At 36.5% G+C, this 22,071-nt stretch carries 16 protein-coding genes; 7 read left to right on the top strand and 9 right to left on the bottom strand.

Annotated features, from left to right (window positions below):
• Window positions 1-2 precede the first annotated feature (2 nt).
• Window positions 3-2,438 carry a TonB-dependent receptor gene (locus HM982_RS00260; protein ID WP_179351126.1) on the top strand — a complete coding sequence of 812 codons (2,436 nt, stop codon included), beginning with the start codon at window positions 3-5 and terminating at the stop codon, window positions 2,436-2,438.
• Between the two features lie 450 nt (window positions 2,439-2,888).
• On the opposite strand, the gene HM982_RS00265 is transcribed toward HM982_RS00260, so the two are convergent.
• Window positions 2,889-8,483: a choice-of-anchor D domain-containing protein gene (locus HM982_RS00265; protein WP_179351127.1), complete on the bottom strand. Its 5,595-nt coding sequence runs from the start codon at window positions 8,481-8,483 to the stop codon at window positions 2,889-2,891.
• Window positions 8,484-8,803: 320 nt separating this feature from the next.
• Here HM982_RS00265 and HM982_RS00270 point away from each other — a divergent pair, with 320 nt between their 5' ends.
• Window positions 8,804-9,280 (top strand): regulatory protein RecX, encoded by a 477-nt coding sequence (locus HM982_RS00270; RefSeq protein ID WP_179352336.1) that lies wholly within the window; start codon window positions 8,804-8,806, stop codon window positions 9,278-9,280.
• Window positions 9,281-9,531: 251 nt separating this feature from the next.
• On the opposite strand, the gene HM982_RS00275 is transcribed toward HM982_RS00270, so the two are convergent.
• The 6 genes from HM982_RS00275 to HM982_RS00300 form a co-directional block, all read right to left on the bottom strand.
• Window positions 9,532-10,017 carry a DUF6646 family protein gene (locus HM982_RS00275; protein ID WP_179351128.1) on the bottom strand — a complete coding sequence of 162 codons (486 nt, stop codon included), beginning with the start codon at window positions 10,015-10,017 and terminating at the stop codon, window positions 9,532-9,534.
• A 59-nt stretch (window positions 10,018-10,076) separates the two neighbouring features.
• Complete coding sequence (locus tag HM982_RS00280) at window positions 10,077-10,937, bottom strand: cupin-like domain-containing protein (protein ID WP_179351129.1); 861 nt, start codon at window positions 10,935-10,937, stop codon at window positions 10,077-10,079.
• Window positions 10,938-11,058: 121 nt separating this feature from the next.
• Window positions 11,059-11,763 (bottom strand): T9SS type A sorting domain-containing protein, encoded by a 705-nt coding sequence (locus HM982_RS00285; RefSeq protein ID WP_179351130.1) that lies wholly within the window; start codon window positions 11,761-11,763, stop codon window positions 11,059-11,061.
• Window positions 11,764-11,996: 233 nt separating this feature from the next.
• Complete coding sequence (locus tag HM982_RS00290) at window positions 11,997-13,364, bottom strand: flotillin family protein (protein WP_394354344.1); 1,368 nt, start codon at window positions 13,362-13,364, stop codon at window positions 11,997-11,999.
• 82 nt (window positions 13,365-13,446) lie between these two features.
• On the bottom strand, window positions 13,447-14,088 hold the full coding sequence (locus HM982_RS00295; RefSeq protein WP_179351132.1) for a hypothetical protein: 642 nt from the start codon (window positions 14,086-14,088) through the stop codon (window positions 13,447-13,449).
• A 635-nt stretch (window positions 14,089-14,723) separates the two neighbouring features.
• Window positions 14,724-16,550, bottom strand: a complete 1,827-nt coding sequence (locus HM982_RS00300; protein WP_179351133.1) for a TonB-dependent receptor plug domain-containing protein — start codon at window positions 16,548-16,550, stop codon at window positions 14,724-14,726.
• A 159-nt stretch (window positions 16,551-16,709) separates the two neighbouring features.
• Here HM982_RS00300 and HM982_RS00305 point away from each other — a divergent pair, with 159 nt between their 5' ends.
• On the top strand, window positions 16,710-18,206 hold the full coding sequence (locus HM982_RS00305; RefSeq protein WP_179351134.1) for an aminotransferase-like domain-containing protein: 1,497 nt from the start codon (window positions 16,710-16,712) through the stop codon (window positions 18,204-18,206).
• Here the strand turns inward: HM982_RS00305 and HM982_RS00310 are convergent.
• Both HM982_RS00310 and HM982_RS00315 read right to left on the bottom strand, forming a co-directional pair.
• A complete protein-coding gene (locus tag HM982_RS00310) occupies window positions 18,196-18,612 on the bottom strand; it encodes a putative signal transducing protein (RefSeq protein ID WP_179351135.1) in 417 nt (138 codons plus the stop codon). The two genes, HM982_RS00305 and HM982_RS00310, sit on opposite strands and share 11 nt — an antisense overlap.
• Before the next feature lie 91 nt (window positions 18,613-18,703).
• The gene (locus HM982_RS00315; protein ID WP_179351136.1) at window positions 18,704-19,252 is read right to left on the bottom strand and encodes a hypothetical protein; all 549 of its coding nucleotides are present in this window, start codon (window positions 19,250-19,252) and stop codon (window positions 18,704-18,706) included.
• 236 nt (window positions 19,253-19,488) lie between these two features.
• Between HM982_RS00315 and HM982_RS00320 the strand changes: the two genes are divergently transcribed.
• From HM982_RS00320 to HM982_RS00335, 4 genes are read left to right on the top strand one after another with little or no spacing between them, the layout of a single operon-like run.
• Window positions 19,489-19,998, top strand: coding sequence for a hypothetical protein (locus tag HM982_RS00320; protein WP_179351137.1), 510 nt, complete (start codon window positions 19,489-19,491; stop codon window positions 19,996-19,998).
• 9 nt (window positions 19,999-20,007) lie between these two features.
• Window positions 20,008-20,517, top strand: coding sequence for a DUF2975 domain-containing protein (locus HM982_RS00325; protein ID WP_179351138.1), 510 nt, complete (start codon window positions 20,008-20,010; stop codon window positions 20,515-20,517).
• 2 nt (window positions 20,518-20,519) lie between these two features.
• A complete protein-coding gene (locus HM982_RS00330; protein ID WP_179351139.1) occupies window positions 20,520-20,732 on the top strand; it encodes a helix-turn-helix domain-containing protein in 213 nt (70 codons plus the stop codon).
• Window positions 20,733-20,789: 57 nt separating this feature from the next.
• Entirely contained in the window at window positions 20,790-22,046 is a 1,257-nt protein-coding gene (locus HM982_RS00335) for a Y-family DNA polymerase (protein WP_179352337.1), read from the top strand.
• Window positions 22,047-22,071 lie beyond the last annotated feature (25 nt).

The raw sequence follows: 22,071 nt of genomic DNA on the forward strand, positions 1-22,071 counted from the left end.
TAATGCGCATGAGTTCACAACTGAAGCACTATATCGTTTGTCATATTTTGTTAGTTCTATTTTTACAGATAGCACATGGGCAGACCGTTACTGTTTTAGAAGCCGACACTAATACCCCTATACCAGGCGTCGCACTTTATAATCAGAATAAAACCAATACGATTATTACGGATTTAAGTGGTAGAGCGTCACTAAGAAGTTTTAAGGCTAAGGAAATCATTTTTTTTAATGATTTTTTATACCAAAAACAACAACTTACAAAATCTGAAATTGCCGAGAATAATAACATCGTCTATCTCACATTAAAGGTTGAAAGCTTAAACCAAATTGTTATTTCGGCATCAAAATTTGAGCAAAGCAAACGCGATATTCCACAAACTATTGTCAGTGTAAATGCTGAAGACGTGGCTTTGGCTAATCCGCAAACGAGTGCCGATTTATTAGAAAGTACTGGTAATATCTACATTCAGAAAAGTCAGATGGGTGGTGGTAGCCCCATGATTAGGGGTTTTTCTACTAACCGTCTTTTAATTACCGTTGATGGTGTACGTATGAATAATGCCATTTTTAGAGGCGGCAATATTCAAAATGTCATCTCTATAGATCCATTTGCGGTACAGCAAACAGAAGTTACTCTAGGTGCGGGTGCTGTAGTTTATGGCAGTGATGCCATTGGCGGTGTGATGAGTTTTTATACTAAGAAAGCCCAATTGTCTTATAAGAATGAACCGTATATAAGTGGAAATGCCATTACTAGATATGCTACAGCCAATCATGAGAAAACAGGTCATCTAGATTTGAATCTTGGCTATAAAAAATGGGCGTTTTTAACCAGTGTAAGTTATACTGATTTTGATGACCTTAGAATGGGAAGCCATGGGCCTAGTGATTATTTACGTCCCGAATATGTGACCCAACAAAACGGTGAAGATGTTGTTGTGGCTAATGCCAATCCACAAATACAAACGCCTACAGGCTATGATCAAATTAACTTAATGCAAAAGGTGCGTTTTGAACCTTCTGAAGATTTTGATTTTAATTTAGGGCTCTACTATTCAACCACATCAGATTATTCTAGGTATGATCGTTTGTTGCGTTATAATGGCGACAATTTGCGATCTGCTGAATGGAACTATGGGCCCCAACAATGGTTTATGGGGAATTTTCAACTTACCAAATTAAGTAGCCGTTCTAATCTTTATGATAAAATACAAACAACACTAGCGTACCAGAATTTTCAGGAGAGTCGAATGGACCGTGACTTTGGGTCGCGTTTACGTAACGTTACCGAAGAACACGTTGATGCCCTATCGTTTAACTTAGATTTAGAAAAAGATTTTGGTGCTAAAACCTCCCTTTTTTACGGTGTTGAATATTTATATAATAATGTTGGCTCTGAAGCCGAAACACAAGATTTAGATACGCAGACCTCTAGTGCCGCAGTAACCCGTTATCCTGATGGTGCTACTTGGCAATCTTTTGCTGCGTATAGTAGTTTAAAGTATAAGCCCAACAGTAAATTTGTATTCCAGACGGGTTTACGTTATAACCAAGTGATTTCAAGAGCTGATTTTACGGCGAATAATGTGTTTTTAGATTTGCCATTTACAGAAGCTAAATTGAATACGGGCGCGCTAACAGGTACTGCTGGTATCACATGGTCACCAAGCGATTTAATACAATGGAAACTTAATGCGTCTACCGCATTTAGAGCGCCCAATATAGATGATATCGGTAAGGTGTTTGATTCGGAGCCTGGGGCTGTGGTGGTGCCTAATAAAGACCTTAAAGCCGAATATGCTTATGGTGGTGAATTGGGTTTAAAGTTGAATTTTGATAAGAAGTTCATTATAGATTTAGCGACTTATTACACCTTTTTAGATAATGCTTTAATCCGGAGGGATTATGAATTAAATGGCGATTCTGAAATTTATTACAACGGCGAACTAAGTACGGTACAAGCCATGCAAAATGCCTCTAAAGCTTGGATCTATGGTTTTGAAGTCGGTGTAGAGGCTAATTTTACCAAACAGCTTAAGTTGCGTTCTCAATATAATGTTATTGGAGGTACCGAAGATAATAATGGGGTGGAAGAGCCAATACGGCATGTTGCTCCGAGTTTTGGACGTACCCATTTTGTTTGGAAAGCTGATAAGTTGCTATGTGATGCTTTTGTAGTTTACAATAATGAATTAGCGTTTAATCAACTGTCGCCATCCGAAACCTCAAAAGATTATCTGTACGCTTTAGATGCTGACGGCAATCCGTATGCGCCTGCTTGGCATACGCTAAATTTTAGAACGCAATACCAATACAACGACCACTTGAGTCTTACGGCTAGTTTAGAAAATATTACGGATCAGCGTTACCGCCCTTATTCTTCGGGGATATCTGCTGCAGGGCGTAATTTAATTTTGGCTTTGAAATATACGTTGTAATAGCGCTTGCACGTGATAGGGGACTATTGCTTGTGTTTCTTACTTTGAAATACCCCTTTTGTTAGTTTATATTGGTATGGTGTTTACATAGATGTGACACGGCATATACACGGGTTAGACACGGGTATGATACGCTATACGTACGGGTGAACCCTGGTTTTGTTATTGTTGTGGCCTTGCTAGAAGTAATTAGAAAATAGTGTTGACCTGCAAGGTTTTGAACACCTTGTAGGTCTTTGTATTCGGCAAGCTATACCTACAAGGTTGAAAAAAACCTTGCAGGATATCTTAAGAATAAGGATGTTTATATTATGAGATTCCCCTTCGTGCCTTATTCGGAATGACAGATGATGATATAAATACTTTTTTGGGTTGGTTTGGAAAAGGGCATAAAAAAAGAGGCGGTCTTGTTTAGGCCGCCTCTACTGTTTTTATTTTATAATGAAATGTCTAACGTTGTTTAATTGCTTTTTTGCTGATGACTTGACCGTTAGATAGTGTGATTTTTGCAACATAAGCCGCTTGACTCAATCTCGATAAATCATATACCTCTGTAGCGTTGTTGCCGCTTAGGTTGTAAATAAGTCGACCGGTAACATCTATAATAGCCACGTGTTTTATAGTGTAGGCGCTTCCTACTTTAAACTCTACATGACCATTTTGTAATTCTGTAATTGTAAGGTCGTTTGCGTTTAGTAAGTTCTCATCTATTGAAAGGGCATTCGTTTCAAATACAATCTCGAAACGCTCGTTAAATTCGCCTGGTTCTGAGGTGAAGGTATAATCTGAGCTTTTAAGATTATGTGTGGTGTTTAAGAGGTTGTCTTTGATGTAAATTGCGTTTTCAGACATAAAAGCACCTTCGAATTGTGCCAAGGATAAACTATAAATAGTAGCGACATTTATTGAGGTGTCAAAGCCTAATGGAATTGTTTCTTCTAGATTTAAGCTATTTGTATTTTTACCTTGGATAGCAAATACTTTTTCTACATCAGGGATTAAAGTATAAATAACAGCATTTATATCCGTTGAGGCATTTCTAGGGGCATCAAAATACATACCATCGTATGCGTCAGTAGCATGATTTAAATAGCCAATCAAAGCCTGATTGAAAACACCATTATCTGAAGATAAGTTAATCCATAGTTTGTTGTCTGAATTGTTTTGGGATGCGTTTCTGAAAAACTGATTATTGTTACTTGTCACACGCATGGCATTATTGAAAATTAAATCTACCGTTTGTATGTCTTCATCAGAAATAGGTGATGGAGTTACTTGTGTTGAAGTTGCAGCATCACTCATAGAAATAAAGAAACCTTGTCCAGAAGGGATAAATCTACTAGGCACGGTAGAATCCCCACCGCTACTTTGAGCAGCAGTTTCTCCAGTTCCATTAATTATAGCATAATCTGATTGTGAAAAATTTAGATTTTCATTACCATTTTCAGTATCAGAAGGTGGAGTGCTTTGAGACCATAAATATATGGCTCCATTAATTATTGGGTTTGGCTCAGGTATGGCCTCATCTATTAATCCCATATTGGTAGCTAAAAAGACATCAGCACTAATGGCAGAAGGGTAAGGGTTTCCTACGAAGTTCCAATTGTTATCATTAAGCTCCTCATCATTTCTATATAAAGGGACTTCAATAATACCGTTATTGAAAAGTCCAGAAAAAGTATATTGTATTCTACAAGTTGGTCCAGGGCAGCCGAGTGTACTAGAAAAAGTAGAAGGGTCGTGAGTAGTTGCATAACCTACACCAGGGACTAAATAAGTAGTTGAAATGTTGCCCCAATCATCCCAATTATCATCGATATCATCTACTCCTGCTCCATTTGTTGTTGTACCATCATTTGCCGTTTCATATGTTGAATCTCTATAGTATTCAGCATTGTATTGGTAGCGTCTTGCAGGGTGTGCATTTGCAAAAGCAGAAGCTGGTGTTTCTTCAAATACTGGTGAACTCCAATAGGTATATTCATACCAATTGTTTGCTGGAGCTGTACGTTTGCTTACTGTGAGGTTTGTAGGTGTGGTTGCTGTTACATTACCAAAATCGTTAATTTGTATAAATGATCCTTGAGGCTCAATGTTGATTGCACTATCTTCTCCATTTACAATTAAATTGTTTTGTACTTCAACAAATGTATTATCTGATATAGTTAAAACGGCCCCCGAATTGATTTCACATTCACATGATGTAAAGCTTCCTCCGTCATTAGCAGTTACATAATCCCCATTTAAAATTGCTTTTTGAGTACTTGTAGGAGGTAATCCATCTCCACTCCATGCTACACCATCCCAAGTTTTCTCTTGAGCAACAGAGTTTGTTAGTTTAAAATTATCAAAACCAGCGCTATCGCTACCATTTTGGATAATACGTAATTCAAAATAAAAATTATTCACTGAGTCTGGAATATCGATGTTAACTGTACCTTCAGTTGAGAAATTACCTGAATTATTTACTAAGGTAACCTCTGGTTGCGGTACATTATCATAAAATAATTGATAATATACATAGTCAGGAGAATCGAATTCATAAACTTGATAATCAAAAGAAAAGGTGACATTTATTTTAGTTGAGATATTGACAGAATCAAAAGTAAGTACTCCTTCTCCGGTAGTATTTGAACAACCATCTCCACTCTCGCACTTTAAATCTTGTAAGAACAAGAAATTATCTTCAATTGGTAAGTAATCTATTTGGTTTGCTAATGCTATACCTCCTGAGTTTGTGGTTAAACCCCAAAATCCATCTGAAGAAGAGCCTCCAAAATCAAAAAAGTTAAGTGACCCGAGAGAGTAGCCCCATGTTGGTGTAGTAGAGTCAAAATCTTGTATAACTATTATTTCTGAATCTCCAGAAGCGCATTCTGTGTAATTTAATGCATTACCTTGTATAGAAAATGTATATGGGTTTTCATTGTTTGTACTGTCGTTATTTGCAATGGAAACAATTGCATTTTTAACTCCTAATGTTGTGGGATTAAAAGTAATAGTTATAAATTCAGTACTACCAGCAGCTACTGATAATAATGTTGGTGAAACAGTAAAATCTGTGGCATCAATTCCGGTAATTGTAATTGATGATATATCTAAAGGTAGGTTTCCTAAATTTTCAATTTCAAATATTTTAGATGCTGTAGTAGGGGTAATAGGATTTATATTAGAATTACCAATGTTGGTATAGTTTGATGTGCTTATATTAACATTTCCGTTCGGGATATTAATATTATTTCCTTTTACGTTTATTTCTGATCCATCTCCTGTGCCTTGAATATTAAAAATAAATGGATTTTCATCACTGTCATTACTAGTTATTTCAACAGTTGCGTTTCTAATGCCTAATGCTAAAGGAGAAAATCTTATTTCTAAAATTTCAATTCCATTTGGGGCAATTGTAAAGTTAGGAGCTGTTCCTGTAATAGTGAAATCTCCTGGATTATCACCTCCAATTACAATATCTGAAATGTTTAATGTTAAACTACCTGTATTCACTATTCTAAACGACTTATCTTGGAATTCTGAAATAAGTTGGGAAGCAAACAATGTATGATTAACACCAATCGGTATATTTGATCCATCTCCAGGGATATCAGGAAAGCCAGCTAAATTTCCCTCAACATTTATGTCTGGTTGTGGAGTAAATCCTTCGCCAATTAGATTAACAGTACAGGTCCCTTCATCAGCATCATCACTAGTAATGGTTAATTCTCCTATTAAAGTTTCGTCGGAAAGCGGTGTAAATCTTAAGGTCACAGTTTCAGAGTCCCCTGCAGGGATTGTAAATGGTGTACTAGCAGGTGATACAATAGTATAATCGCCAGTAATCGCTAAATTACTAATGTTAAGGTCTAGGGTTCCAATATTTTCAATGTCAAAGGTTAGGTCTGATGTTGACCCTATGGATACATCTCCAAAGTCTAAGGTGAAACCGCAGTCTTGATTGGTTGCCGTATTATCTACTAATTGTAGTTCGGCGTTTGGTGAAGAGGATCCACAATACACACTTAAATCGTCTATATAATGAGTTCTGCTATCTGCTGAACGTCTTAACCGCAATCTTACGTTCGTTAATGCAGTTATGCCACTTAAATCAGCCGTGAATAATTCATAGGACGTAGAAGTCGAAGTATGTTCAATAATATCGACCCAATAAGATCCATCGAAGTATTGCACCATAATTCTATTATTACCAGTTGCACTAGAGCTTATACTACCGTAATATTCTAAAGAAGATGGATTATCCACAGGTGGTAATTCTAACCAATCTCCAATATCATTCATCTGTATTCTTCTATCAGGATTACCTGCATATATACCATTACCGCTCCATATTTCACCATTAGAATCTGTGTTTGTCCAATTGCCATATCCATGATCACTCCAGCCATCTGCATTTTCAAAGCCAGTTGTTAAACAAGGTCCTGAAATAGTCGTTGCAGTATCTGTTAAAGGACTAGTAGTATTATAAGTTGGTCCACCAGAACAACTAGAATCATTAAGTGCAAAGACAAAAAAGTAATATTGTGTTGTTTGCGATAAGCCTGTTGCTGTAAATGTTGTAGTGTTAGAACTTTGCACCACAGTACCAGAACCCAAAGGGTCACCATTAGAATATGACGTTCCATTTACTGGGTTAGCACCTAAAGTAGGTGATGTGCTTGCTACAACTAAATAGTCATCTGCAGTAGTTGCTGTAAATGACCCATCAATAGTTGAGCCTGTAATGTTATTTAAAACTAATCCTGTTGGTTGGGTTGAAGGTGCGGCACATGGTGTTGGTGTAGAAACACAAATTCCAAAATCTCCAACTATATAACCAGAATATTGCCAAATGCGTATATATATGGTGTCCCCAGGTGTAAAATCATTTCTAGAAATTAATGACATAAATCCATTAGCACTATCGTCATCATCACATTCGATGGAAACTAAGCTACCACAAGAGCCAGAGTATATTTCCATACCGCTATCAGTGAAATCTATATTTTGAGTATCAATAGTTAATTCTCCAGATGCTGGTACTATAACAGAAAACCAAACATCTTCACCGCCATAACTAGAACAGCTAGGGCTGCCTATGCCACTATCTGTAGCATTGACATTTGTATATGACGTAAAATTACATGTACTCGTAGGTGTAAGACTAATAGCGCCACTACAATTATCGTTTGACGGGGCATTAATAACTTCTCCTTCTAAATTGACCACGGCATCTGTTGCTCCTGTACTTGATATTGTTGCGATAGAGGAAAAACTGCCGACTAACCCTTCCTTTAGTCTTACGTATATTGTAGTTGTACCATTAGCAGATGCTTGAGGAATAGTAACATCATCTCCATATGGACCCGCTGCTGACAGTGAAATTTCGAAACCTTGATTTATTGTTACAGCTACGTTTATTTCTTCAGTTAATAAAGTGCCTGTTACAGTAAAACTCTGCGCCGTAGAAGGGCCATTGCCAGTTGTGTAATCTAAACCTGTAATGGTTGTTGGTGTTGCTGTGATTGTTGGGCCTGATACTGCATAATCTGTAATTTCAAAATCGTCAATCATTAATCGTTCGTCGTAAGCGGTTGATAGTAACCTTATCCTTATATTATCTCCTGAAAGGTTTAAATCATAACTAAATTCAGTGTAAGTTTCAGATGTAACCACTACTTCTGTACCAAAATCAACCCAACCAAAATTGTTTTGATTATATTGCATTTTGAATTTAACAGAATTATTATCACCATCCCAATGCTTATACCATAAAGATACAGACCCTACACCATTGTCTTTGCCGCCACCATCTGTTCCATTATAAATTATTTCTCCCCCACTATCGTCATCAATATTTGCAGCATAGTTTCCGCTACGTTGTTTGTCACTTCCGTATAAACGTCCATTGTTAACTGTCCAGTCACCAAAAGTATAGTTGCTATTAGAGCTTGAATGATTATAAGAGGCATTTTCCCATCCTTGAGTTGTCTGCCCAAAACCAGACAAGCTAAAACATAGGAAGGCTATTAAAATTAGAGGGTAGTTTTTAATCATAGGGCTAATTAAAGAGGGTTAGTTGCTCGCAAATATAGTTGAATAGCTTGGCTATTGATGTTGCTTGAAAGGTATGTTTTTATTAACAAAACATTAATAAATCTTTACCAATAAACTATGAAATACCATAAAAATCGATAAGATGTTTGTTCTTGTGTTATTGCGCTATAATTAATGTAAGAATTTAAGATAAGTGTTAAGAATAATTTAGTGGGTGTTTTAGGTGGGGTTTTGGCGCTTTGGTTTTGTATAATTACCCTTACTAAAATCCTTAGCTGTTATAAATAAAAATAGCGCACAAAACAGTATTTTTGAATCTTATGGATACCAATAAAACCTATACTGTTGACCAGGCGCAAAAAAAACTAGAGCACTACTGTGCTTACCAAGAACGCTGCCATAAAGAGGTGCGGCAAAAGCTTAGGGATATGCGTATGATTCCGGAGGCGATTGATGCTATAATGGTGCATCTAATACAGCATAACTTTTTGAATGAAGAACGTTTTGCAAAAGCTTTTGTCCGTGGGAAATTCAGAATAAAAAAATGGGGTAAAAACCGCTTGTTACGCGAGTTGAAGTTTCGGGATATTTCTAAGTATAGTATTGACAGTGCGATGAAAGAAATTGACCTTGACGACTACTATAACACTTTAGATGACTTGGTGCAAAAACGCATTGCCCAAGTAAAGGAGCCTAATGTGTATAAGAAGAAGAAAAAAGTGGCTGATTATTTGTTGTATCGGGGTTGGGAATCTGGTTTGGTGTATGAGAGGCTTAATGCTTGGTTTGAGGTTTGAGGGATTAGGCAATTAAGGATTAGGGATTAGGTGTTAGGGATTAGGTGTTAGGGATTAGGTGTTTGGTGTTTGGGATTTGGTGTTAGATATTGGGTGTTAGGTGTTTGGTATTAGGGATTAGGTTAGAACTAAGAACTTTGATTTAGGGGTAATGGTCACTGTGGATTGGTTCTATAAATAAAGCCTTAACACGTGAATGAAAAGGCTTATTCTATTTGCTTTAGCCACTAGGCTAATCGCTCAAGGTTTTATTATAGGTTGAAAACAGCTCCCAGATTTAAAGTAAACTGGTTGTGTATGTCGATATAATCGTCTGGATCGTATTTTGCTAAAGGAAAGTTAGCTTCTGTAAAAAGACCAAAACCTTCTGTAAAGAAATAACGCGCCCCTACATGACCACCAAAGTTTTTAAGGCTTAGGTTTAATCCTGGGTAAAAATCAAAGTTTTCGTCAATGTTAATCACGTTTCCGAGGTTAGCGTTGAAACGTGCTTTTAAATCGAAACGATCACCGAAGTCTAAATCTTTAATGCCTTCAGCTCCACCTAAAGCATAAGATGAAGAGACACCTACAGAGATGTTTTCTCCTAAACCGTGATCGAAACTTACATTAATGCCTGTTGCGCTGTCTTGAATATTAGCACCTACTTGGAATTTTTGGTCACCATCGCCTATAAAGGCTTGTGCATTACCAAAACTAAACGCTACTAAAGCGACAATGAGTAAACTATTTTTCATGTTTTTATTTTTTTAATAGGGCTCAAATATACAAATAGTATTTTATTAACATCAAAAAATCACTCGAAACGCTTGGTGTTGATGATGGCCTTATTGTTTTTCCATGCTATCCATTTTTGGCCTTTGGTGCGCCGCATGAAATTATCGATGTTGCGCATGATTAAAATATTATAGAGTGCCTTAGCTAAATTTTTAGGCTGTCTGGGTATGGCGCGTAAGCTCATGGAAAACCCTGGGGTTATGTAGCGCATATAATGCCAGTAGCCTTCTGGCATATAGAGGACGTCGCCATGGTTGAGGTTGCCAACCCACCCTTTCGCTTTTTTTAAGGCGGGCCATTTTTCTAAATCGGGATTGTTAAAATCAATATCTTCTCTAGTGATGAGTGCATGTGGTACTTTATACAAATACGGCGTTTGTTTTTGGTCGAATAGGATACACTGTTTTTTGCCTTCAAAATGGCAATGGAAAATATTAGCCAAATCTATATCGTAATGCATAAAGGTGTAAGCGTCCTTTCCTCCAAAAAATAACATCGGCAATTTTTTCATGAGTCGCAGTCCGAAGTCGGGAAACTTAAAGTCGTTTTGAAGTTGTGGGACTTCCTTTAAAATATTCCAAAGAAATATGCGGTATTTAGTGGGTTCGGTTTGCAGTAAGTTGATATAGTCGCTCATCAACATGGTGGTGTGCGCTTGGTTAAATTTGTTTTTAGAGCTTATGGGTCTGTTATCGTATAGCGGAACGCTAAGGTCGCCAGCGATTTCTTTTATATAGTCTAAATTCCACTTGGTGTAGGCAGGCCAATCGGTGATGCTTTGCTCTATTATTACCGGTTTTTGTGGTTTGAAATAGCGCTTTATAAAGTCTGCCTTAGTGATGGTTTTAACACGTGGAATATTTTGAAGATTTAGTTTCAAATGTTAGCAGCGTTTAAGTTGTAAAGTTAAGAAAACGTTACCAATTTGTATGGCGTTGTTTTTAGATTGATACACTTCTGTTACAGCACCTATAAGAGACAATAGGGGTGATAATTTTAGATTACTCTTTTATAAATTTATGCAGATAACTATTCCCGTTTTCAAATATAATCTCGGCAAAATAGAGTCCGTTTTTTAAAAAAGACAGTTCAATTGCATGATCTTGATTTAAGTACTGGGTCTGAAAAACACTGGTACCTACCAATGAAAAGATATTTATTTTCTCAATGGCTAAAGCTTTAGAATCAATATACAACAGGTCTTTGGTTGGGTTAGGATAAATTTTAATGTTTTCTTTTTCAAATTCATTGGCGGATAGAACGTAGTTGCCATGTACAGCAGTATGACCTTCGGGAGTTGTTATAGTTAATATTTTATTGCCGTTTGACTCGTTAATTACTTGGTAAGCAAACTCTTTTTCAAACCCAAACAAGATGGTGTTTAAGTATTGATTTTCGAGTTCGCAATTAGGCTCGCAGTCCCCTAAAGTGACCGTGCCTTCATGAACTATGAAGGTATCTTGATTAAATGTTGATGGCGGTGCAAATTCAGCGAAATAATTAAGTCCATTTACTGTAGCAAAGACATCAAAACCCACCGCAGCATCATTGAAGACGATATAAGGGTAGGGCGGAGACGTTATATTAATAGTTTCTCCGTTAATAACCATATAATGTAAAATCCAATCGGTATCAGGTAAATCTTCTTGGGACAGCCCCGTAAGGGAAATCATTAGAACTTGAAAACATATGATAGCTTTTTTCATGATGTTGGTTTTTTTAAAGATACAGAAAAAGAAGTAAGTTCAAAAAAGACTCCATCGTTATGAATGGTAACTCTTATTTTGTTGAGGCCTAGTATTATGCCTCGATTAAGCCTATGGGCTTACTCAATTGGGGTTTTGAGTTGTAGTGTTTTATTTTGTGAGCTATAATAAAAAAACCAGAACCTTAATTTGGGCTCTGGTTTTTTTGATTGTAGTATTATAAGGTGAGCTGTTTAGCTTTCAATTTTAGCATCTTCGGCTTCAATCTCTTTTTTGTCTTTTCCTTTTAAGTATTCTGGTAAATCCATACCTGCCATATTAAACATTTCTTGTAGTGGTGGTACTGATTTGTACATACCCGATAAGAAGTTGGCCGTTGATGATTTGCCGTCTTCGCCAGTTGCGCCGCTATCCCAAACCGTTACTTTATCGATTTTAATATTCTTAATCGCTTCGGCTTGTGCTTTTACTAATTCAGGTAATTTGTCTGCAATTAGTAATAATACGGCATCTCTACTATTGTTACCCGCTGCTTTTACAATTTGCTCCATACCGGCCGCTTGTTTGGTTAAGATTTCAAACTGACCTTGTGCTTCGGCTTGTGCTTTAAATAAGATGGCATCTGCTTCCCCTTTTGCTTTACGTCTAATGCGTTCTGCTTCGGCTTCAGCATCAATTTCAACTTTACGCTTATCAATTTCTGCAGGGACAATTACATCTGCCATTTGTGATGAACGCTCGCGTTCTGCTCTAGCGGTTTCAGCTTCTTGCTCTGCCGCATACGATTCTTGTAAGGCTTTTGCGCCTTGTACTTTTTCTGAAGCGATTGCAACACGTTCTGCTTCAGCTTCACGTTGACGACGTAAGGAATCGGAATTGGCAACGGCAATTTTAGCGGTGTTTTCACCTTCTACGGCCTGTGCATTAGCAGCTGCAACCTGAGTTCTTTCATCTTGTACGGCATTAGCTTCACCAATAGAACCATCTCTAGTTTTTTCGGCTACCGATTTACGTGCGGCGTTAATAGCGTGTGCTGCTGCTTCTTTACCAAGGGCTTCGATATAGCCAGACTCATCAACGATATCGGTAATGTTTACGTTAATCAGTTTTAACCCGACTTTCTTTAATTCCGTTTCAACAGATTGCGAAATGTTAGTTAAAAACTTGTCACGGTCATTGTTAATTTCTTCAATATCCATAGAGGCTACCACTAAACGCAACTGACCAAAAATAATTTCTTTGGCTAATTCTTGAACGTCTTGAGCGCCTAAACCTAATAAACGTTCGGCTGCATTTTGCATAACGCCAGGTTCTGTAGAAACCCCAATAGTAAAACGTGATGGGACATTAACACGAATGTTTTGTTTTGAAAGTGCATTTACTAAGTTTACTTCAATTGAAATTGGTGTTAAGTCTAAGAATTCATAATCTTGAATGACTGGAATAATAAAGGCCGCACCACCATGAATACATTTGGCCGATTGACCACCACCCACTTTTCCGTAGACTACTAAGATGCGATCCGAAGGACAACGTTTATAGCGTTTGATTAAAATTAGTAAGGTTAATACAATAAATAGGACGACAAAAATGATGAGCATAGGCCCACCGAGACTGCCTACATTTAAATTTTCTTGAAAGGTTAATAGGTACATATAGTTATAAGTTTGAAAGGTTAATTTTTTAGTTTGATAGTTTCTTTTGACTGTTTTGGTTTAATAGGGTATCGTTATTTTGAAGTTGTGAAGCTTCTATAGGTTTCCGGGTTTGGTCAACAATAAGAATACCATTAGAGGTTACATCGACGACCTTTATGACGGTTCCTGTTTTTAATGTGGTTAAGGAATCGGTTAGTGCTTCTAATTCGCGCATACTTCCCTGCACATTTACATTTACTTTTCCTATGCTAGAGCGATCGGCACCAATGGTTAAATAGACTTCGCCAACGGCATCAATCGCATTTTTATAGTTTAATGTGCCGCTATCAGCAAGTTTGCTAATAAAATAGAATAGTGTTGCCATGATAACCATCATTAATAAACCACTAATTATTGAAATAATAATGGTTGTTGGTGTTGAAAACCCGGCATCAATACAAGCAATACCACTCCAGCCAAAGATGGTAAAAAAGCCCACCAGGTTTTTAAAGGATATGAACTGAAATCCGGCTTCGACATCAAAATCGGTATCTAAATCGCCAATCTCATCGGTAGCTCCTCCTGTAAAAGCCATCACCATTACTATAGAGAAAATGAGAGAACCAATAATAGCGACTAGCCAATACATTTTGGATAGAAATTCTAAATTTGAAAACCATTCTGCCATAACTTTTAAGCTTTAGTTTTTTGAGTTAATAAATATACGACCATTACACATTTAAAACCTTATTTTTTTTTGAAAGTAAATGAGTCGCACTTTTACCACTGGAACAGCGACTTATATTCTTAGGTTTTAAATTTTGTATTGAACGCAAAAGGTTCAAGGTTTGAAATATGAGTTGTGTTTTGATGGTGGTTAAAAGTACAGTCGTATTTTGTACTTCTGGTACCTCAAAAAGTTTTGAGTTTTAGACCACTTTCAATATATAAGTAGCGGTTGAAGAGGTTTTGTTACAAGAAAATTGGGAAATATTTTTATTTCACTTAAAACACCCCTAAAGTCCCCTCAAGGGGACAATCTACAGATTAGACATTTTGGATTGGATAAAAATTAGTTCTAATGCTCTATTTTGTTTCTCACTAATCCTTAAGGGGACCGTGTATTATATGAGATTATTATGGATGGGAGTAAAGCGGTGTTTGATTTGGTGGATGGGCTTTTTTTGGATGGTTCTCTATTACTATGCTTTAAGTTTTTTTTAAAAACAAAACCCACAAGGACGGATACTGAATCTATTGCAGTATATGCCTTGCAGGATTGTTACGATAAGTATTTAGTTTCAATTTATGTGGTTCCTTTTTTTAAAGGAATTTGTAACGCAATCCGAATAAGACATTACTTGGAGGCATTGGTGTAAAGCCTGATTCTATATAATCGGCATTAAAAATATTGTTTGCTGTAATAGAAAATTCTAGCTGTTTTAATTGCATAACCATAGAGGCATCCCAAACATTATAGGTTTGGCCAGTGGTACGTTCGGCATATTTGTAAACGATATTTTGACTGATGTTTTTGAATAATTTGGTACTGAAACGTGTGGTAAAATGATGTTTTAGTGTGTTTAGAGCGTAGCGCGATAATTCTTCGTTTTGTTCTAAAATATCATCATCTAAAAATGCATAGCCAAATGCTAAGGTTTGGTTGAAGTCTTTTAGTTTAAAATGGTATGAAATATCAAACTCTAGGCCTTTGGTATTTACTTCTGCAATGTTGGTTGCGGTATAGATTTCATCAGTTGTATTTGGTCTTATAAAATCAATGAGGTTGGTGGCATCTCTGTTAAAAGCAGATAGACTTGCTCTAATGTTTTGAGTGTTATACTTTATACCAATTTCTTGCGCAAAAGCTTCTTCGGGTTCTAAATTCTCATTTCCAATAGTTCCTGGGTCATTATAATATAGATCGGTATAGGTTGGAATTCTGTAAGTGAAGCCAATGTTTCCGTAGGCTTTTAGATTATTACTAATATCGAAACCAATATCTAATCCTGGAAAGGCGTTGAATTTAAAATCTGAAAAATAGGTGAGTGCCGCACCTGGTGTAATATCTAAGCGTTTGTCTAATAATTGAAATCTATGTTCTACAAACATGGTGGTCATAAACCGATTGCGATTGCCTAAATTATTACTTCGTAAATAGACTTTAGACATATCGATTCCGAAGCCTGTTATACCCCATTTAGACGTGTATGAGGCGTTAGCTTCTACGCCCATTTTGTTTGAGATATGCATGTTTCTAAAGAAATTAGGCTCATAACGTTTTAAAAGGAAGATATCTTGGTTGCGTTTCCAATAGATACGCGGTTGTATTTTTAGTTTTTCGGATTGAAATTTTGTGGTAAAGGCGATTAAGCTATTTTGGGTTTCTTCGTATTCTTTAAAATCAGGATTGGTGGTGTAGAAGTTTTCGGCGCCAAACTTTCGTTCTGAAAACATGGTTATCATCTCAACAGCTTGGCCTTTTTTGTTGAAGGTACTTTTTAAGAAATAATTAGAATTGTCGTAGTCTGTATTATCGGTATAGCCTTCTGAAGTCATTTTACCAACATGAAGCAGGTGCGTGGAATTTTCTAGTTCAGAACCTACGGTTACCGAACCATTAAGCTGGCCAAAAGAACCGGTTTCAACATTGGTTGACACCGAATTACCTAAGGTTGATTTGGTAACAATATTAATGGCCCCCGTAAAGGCATTTTGCCCAAACACACGTGCGGCAGGACCTTTGATGATTTCTATACGTTTAATCACTTCAATAGGAACAGCGGCATTTAAGGTATGGTGACCGGTTTGAGCATCGTCCATTTTAACGCCATCTACGAGTAGTAAGGTTTGGTCGAATCCGCCACCTCTAATAAATAAATCGGCCTGACTGCCGCCAGTACCACGACGTCTAATATCTACACCAGCGACTTGCTGTAGTAGATCGACAACCGTAATAGCAGCACTACTTTTAATGTCTGCTGCGCTGATAATATTTATGGTTCTGGAGTTGTCTTTAAAAGGTAAATCGATACGTGTTGAGGTAATGATTACTTCGCTTAACGAATCGGTTTTTATCTCTTGTGTTTGTCCATTAACTTTAAAAATGGCTATGAGGAAACACAAGAAAAGTGGCGCTTTATTTTTCATTGATATAAATTTTGTAATCCTTTATTGCTTTAGTATTAGCGGATTTTAGGCCGTTATAAAGTTACTAAATCTGTACTATATACAGTGCTGTAATGGGGTGTTTTTATAGTGTAAAATTCGTAACTTTCCGGACGATTAAACTAGTCCAGTTTTAAAATAATGAATAGTCCGGTTACTGATATCATAAAACAACTTGTCACTATTGATAAGGCAAAGGTGCAGCCTGTGTACATACAAGTGGCACAGCAAATTATAAATGCGATACAGCGTGGGTATTTGCATAAAGGGAGCAAATTGCCAGGAACCCGTGTGCTCAGTGGATTGTTGACTATTCATAGAAATACAGCTGTGGCTATTTATGATGAATTAGCATCACAAGGTTGGGTAGATATTGTCGCTAATAAAGGCACGTTTGTTTTGGTTCCGGAATCTACAACAACAAAAATTAAAGCGGCCACACAGCACTTAGACCATGCTTATACCTATCCGAAAGTTGCGGGCTTTCCGTTTCAAAAGTCGTTTCATTTGGCTTCAACAGCACAAGAAACCACGGCGAAATATAGTATTAATGATGGTCAACCCGATTTACGTCTGCATCCTGTGCACCAGTTTTCTAGATGGTATAGTGCAGCTATGAAACGTAAAACGCTTATAAATAAATGGAATCATACAACGGCATTAAGCGCCTCTATGTTTAGTACGCAGCTGTGTAATTATTTGAATGCGACGCGTGGTTTTCATATTAATTCGGATAATTTAGTAAATACCCGTAACACAGACTTGAGCCTTTTTATGGTTGCACAATTGTTAATAGCGCCTAAGGATTTGGTGTTGGTAGGGCAGTTGAGTAATTATGCGTCTAATATGATTTTTCAACAAGCCAAAGCTACCATTAGAACTATTCCGATGGATAAGGAAGGTTTAGATGTTGATTATATACGCAAGCATTTTGTAAAGCGTAGTATACGATGTGTGTATTTGTGCGCCAATAGAGACTATCCTACTACCATAACGTTGAGTGCTAAACGTCGTTTGGAATTGCTTGAACTGGCAAAAACCTATGAATTTGCGATTATAGAAGACGATTATGATTTTGATTTTCAGTTAGAAGGTTCTGCTATGTTACCGATGGCAAGCGCGAATGCTAATGGGATGGTGATTTATTTGGGGAAATTGGGGCAGTCTTTGTTTCCAAGTTTTCAGACCGGCTTTGTGGTGGCGCCAGAAAATTTTATCTCAGAAGCTAAAAACTATTTGCAATTATTAGATAAGCAAGGCGATTTAATACAAGAGCAGATGTTGTCTGAACTTATTGCTGAAGGTGAAATTTATCGGCTTAAGAAGAAAAATATTGTGACATATAAGCAGCGTCGCGATTGTTTGTGTCATTATTTGACATCTTATTTTGAAGGTGTTCTCACTTGGGAGAAACCGTCTGGAGGCTTGGCGATATGGTTGCAATTTGTGGCAACGATTTCTTTAGTGAAACTTGCAGAAGAAGCCGAAAAATTGAATTTATTTCTGCCAAAAACCATTTTGTATCAAGATAAAACGACTTGTGCGATTCGTTTTGGTTTTGGTCATTTAAACGAAAATGAAATAGAAATTGTAATGAAGACCTTGAAAAGCGCTTATAATAACACCCTTAGTTGTTAAGCGGGAATTCAGTTTTACAGTCTTCACATTTGTATTGGTAGCGTGTGCTAAAAGGCAAAGTTCCGGTTATAAAACCAATGAGAAAAGATATTAAGGATTTAAAGTCGGTAATGGTAGAATAGAGCTCAATACGGTTGTTGCCACAATTAGGGCAGGTAATCGGTTCGCCAACATCATTCAGCGCATATGCATTTATAGATTGTAAAATATCTTTTGCTTTGTCTTGGTCTTTTGCTAGGACGTTTAATTTAATGCCACCAATTGCATGGCTGACCAATGGGTCGGTATCAATGGTGATATTGTCTTTTAAAAAGACTTGAATGCCATCAGATTCTAAACGGCCTTTGATGATTTCGGCTTCAGCAGAATATTGAAATTTAGCGATGGTAACAAAGGTGTCTTGCATTTGGTAAATATACTATATTCTTGTGGAGACTTGTTAGGTTATATATTGAAACAAGTTCAGCATTAAAGAAACCTGACAGGTCTAAAAACAGTTAATCAATTTTGCCAGAAGCTATTTTAGCTTTCCATTCGTCTTTATCCACCCATTTAAAATCGTTAGGCACTGTAGCGTCTAATAAATCGATGTTTAGTTGTTCTGAAAGTTCGTAACCCATTAGAAACGCTTCTTGGTAATTATTAACGAAATAGAGTTCAAAATGTTTATTGTCATCGTACCATAAATTCACTTCAAAAATGTAATTACCATCTACAGTAGGTTGGTGAAATACAGAAACATATTGGTAGTTTTTAATGGTTTGCCATTGCCCAAATTTTAAAGGGCCAACGCTAAAGGTAGGTCTGAATTTTGAGTTTTTAAGATCTACGTGAACACTTTTTCTTAATGAAAATGCGACGCCAGGTGCCATAAATAGAACGCATGATTTAAGCTCATAAAGAAACAGTTTTAATCCGTCTTCATTAAAACTGAGATTAGATAGCGCTAAAATTAGTATCGCTGTTGCGATTGTAAAAAAGATTGCAGCAATGGGTATTTGCCAAATAGGCCTGTCACTTTCTGAAATGATGGTGCTCGATTTCATGTGTTTATATTTATTGTTTTTTATCGGTCACATGGTATATCCATTTTATCATTTCTTTGGGTATCAAGAGCGCGTTATGGATGTTTCATGTTTCATGTTTCAAATATAGTTTAAAGATTTTGAGACCTACTAGGTTTTCAAAACCTAGTAGGTCTAGTTCATAATTCACTCTTTTTTAATAGTAAATTATTGTTTTTCGATAATTTTAGTATATTTGTTATCGTAAAACGATAATTATGAATTCTGCCAAAACACTTTATGCAATACTAAATGTTATTATTTTCCTTATTCTAGCTAGCATTGGTTTAGGGATTTTTGTTTTAGCCATGGTTTTCTTTGGTGTAAAACAAGATATTATTGGTTTAAAATATGAGGAGATAATTTTTAAAACTGAAGCCATGCTTTATGGTTTTACCTTTTTAGAGCTTGTGGTTTATGCTGGCTTTGTCGTATCGCTTTGGAAATTAAGAAAGGCGACAAAATTGTTATTAAAAAATGATTTTTATAATACTGAACTTATGAGTGGCATGTTCGATTCGGGAAAACTCATGGTTTTTTCTTCCGTTGCTTTATGGGTTATTGATGAGGTGAGCAATATGTTTTTTAAACGGCAAGTTGTACTTGGTTTAAGTGAAAAAACATTGGTCTATTTATTAATTATTGCGATGGGATTGTTTTTAATGCTAATCAGTACGGTTCTTAGAGATACTAAGGTTATAAAGGAAGAAAATGATTTAACTATATAATTATCTATAATGCGAAAATTAGTCATCTTAAAAAGCTTAATCGATGTTGTTTGGATACTGACTTGTATTCCTTCAATTCTGCTATGTTTATTTCTAATGGTCTATATGTTTGTAGCTCCTGAATCCTTAAGTCTCTTTGTTGATATTAATGATTCTATATTTGAAACTTCTACATTAGCAATTCAGATGTTTGGTTTGATCTTTATTGTTTTAGCGTTAGCTACTATTTATTGTGTGTATTTGTTTAGAAAAACGTTGCGCTATTTTCAGAAGGTCAAACCGTTTCATAAAGTTGTTATTGCTAATTTTTATAAGATAGGGTATTTGCTTTCGGGTATTGGGATTGTGTCTTCAGCATTGGTTTTTACGGCACAATTAGTTTTTAAAAGTGAATTTAAAATCCATTTGGGCTTAAGTCCTTATCTCATGCTTATTTGTTTGGGGTTATTTTTTATGGTTTTTAGTGAAGTGTTTAGGGTGGCGAAGTACGCTAAAGAAGAAAATGATTTAACAGTTTAGTTATGCCAATAGTAGTTAACTTAGATATTTTATTAGCTAAACGAGGAATGAAGAGCTATGAACTTGCCGAAGCTATAGGAATTACCACCGCAAACTTATCGATTTTAAAAACAGGCAAGGCTAAAGCGATTCGGTTTTCAACTTTAGAAGCCATTTGTAAAGCTTTAGAGTGTCAGCCTAGTGATATTTTGGAGTATGTGGAAGACGAATCATAAATTTTAACTAGACCTGACAAGTCTAATGTAATGACTTTCTTTTTACCTTTGTCGTCTATGTATGCCTTAGTCGATTGTAATAATTTTTATGCCTCTTGCGAGCGGGTTTTTAACCCCAATTTGCAACAACAGCCCATTGCTATATTAAGTAATAACGATGGTTGTGTGATTTCGCGAAGTGATGAAGCTAAAGCGCTAGGTTTGCCTATGGGCGCCCCTATTTTTAAATGGGAAAGCTTTTGTAAAGCCCATAATATTAAAGTGTTTTCTTCAAATTATCCCTTATATGGTGATATGAGTAGTCGGGTTATGCGCATCTTAGAACAATTTACACCCGATGTTGAAATTTACAGTATTGATGAAGCGTTTCTTCAGTTTAAAGGGTTTGAAAATTATGATTTTGAAGCTTATGGCATTCAAATGCGGCAGCGTATTTTAAAATGGACCGGTATTCCTACTTCTGTTGGTATTGCACCAACAAAAGCGTTGAGTAAAGTGGCGAATAAAATAGCGCGTAAGTTTCCTGAAAAAACTAAAGGTGCTTATGTGATTGATTCGGATGCGTCTAGAATAAAAGCCTTAAAATGGTTGAAAATTGAAGATGTTTGGGGTGTAGGTCGTGGTCTGCAAAAACGCTTAAAAGCAAAAGGCTGTCATACCGCTTACGATTTTACACAGTTGCCAGACGATTGGGTGCGGAAGACTTTTTCTATTACGGCATGGAAACTGAAGAAAGATTTGGAAGGCGTTTCAAAAATTACTTTAGACGAACCCACAACCAAACGTTCTATTGCCACTACCCGAAGTTTTGAATATACCTATTCGGATATCGATAATATAAAAGAACGTATTTCTACGTTTGCCACACGTTGTGCCGAAAAACTACGCAATCAAGGTTCTAGTTGTCATATGATTATTGTGTTGCTAAGTAGCGATCGGCATAAAACTGATACCGAACAGCATAAAGCAAGTACTATGGTAAGTTTTCCGTACCCAACGGATTCCTCGTTGTTGATTAGCACGCAGGCTGTACATGCTGTAAAATCGATATACAAGTCAGGTGTTAAGTATAAACGCGCAGGGGTTATCGTTACCGGTTTGGTGCCCACTGATAATTTTCAGTTAGACTTGTTTAATAAAGAAGACCCTAAACACAAGCCTTTAATGTCGGCCATAGATGTGATTAATAAAAAGTATAAAACCAATATGATAAAGTTGGGTAATCAAGATTTAGAGCGTACTTGGAAGATGCGCCAAGAACGTTTATCGCCCAGATATACCACTAATATTAATGATATTATTGTGGTAAAATAGAAAGCGATTATATTTTGCTAATTAA

The sequence above is a fragment of the Winogradskyella vidalii genome, assembly GCF_013403955.1.
GTDB classification, from domain to species: domain Bacteria; phylum Bacteroidota; class Bacteroidia; order Flavobacteriales; family Flavobacteriaceae; genus Winogradskyella; species Winogradskyella vidalii.

Coding starts and splice junctions, on each gene's coding strand:
- HM982_RS00275 (WP_179351128.1), bottom strand. CDS start 10,017: ATGAAAAATAGTTTACTCATTGTCGCTTTAGTAGCGTTTAGTTTTGGT.
- HM982_RS00320 (WP_179351137.1), top strand. CDS start 19,489: ATGAATTCTGCCAAAACACTTTATGCAATACTAAATGTTATTATTTTC.
- HM982_RS00285 (WP_179351130.1), bottom strand. CDS start 11,763: ATGAAAAAAGCTATCATATGTTTTCAAGTTCTAATGATTTCCCTTACG.
- HM982_RS00260 (WP_179351126.1), top strand. CDS start 3: ATGCGCATGAGTTCACAACTGAAGCACTATATCGTTTGTCATATTTTG.
- HM982_RS00335 (WP_179352337.1), top strand. CDS start 20,790: ATGTATGCCTTAGTCGATTGTAATAATTTTTATGCCTCTTGCGAGCGG.
- HM982_RS00325 (WP_179351138.1), top strand. CDS start 20,008: ATGCGAAAATTAGTCATCTTAAAAAGCTTAATCGATGTTGTTTGGATA.
- HM982_RS00300 (WP_179351133.1), bottom strand. CDS start 16,550: ATGAAAAATAAAGCGCCACTTTTCTTGTGTTTCCTCATAGCCATTTTT.
- HM982_RS00295 (WP_179351132.1), bottom strand. CDS start 14,088: ATGGCAGAATGGTTTTCAAATTTAGAATTTCTATCCAAAATGTATTGG.
- HM982_RS00310 (WP_179351135.1), bottom strand. CDS start 18,612: ATGCAAGACACCTTTGTTACCATCGCTAAATTTCAATATTCTGCTGAA.
- HM982_RS00330 (WP_179351139.1), top strand. CDS start 20,520: ATGCCAATAGTAGTTAACTTAGATATTTTATTAGCTAAACGAGGAATG.
- HM982_RS00270 (WP_179352336.1), top strand. CDS start 8,804: ATGGATACCAATAAAACCTATACTGTTGACCAGGCGCAAAAAAAACTA.
- HM982_RS00315 (WP_179351136.1), bottom strand. CDS start 19,252: ATGAAATCGAGCACCATCATTTCAGAAAGTGACAGGCCTATTTGGCAA.
- HM982_RS00290 (WP_394354344.1), bottom strand. CDS start 13,364: ATGCTCATCATTTTTGTCGTCCTATTTATTGTATTAACCTTACTAATT.
- HM982_RS00305 (WP_179351134.1), top strand. CDS start 16,710: ATGAATAGTCCGGTTACTGATATCATAAAACAACTTGTCACTATTGAT.
- HM982_RS00265 (WP_179351127.1), bottom strand. CDS start 8,483: ATGATTAAAAACTACCCTCTAATTTTAATAGCCTTCCTATGTTTTAGC.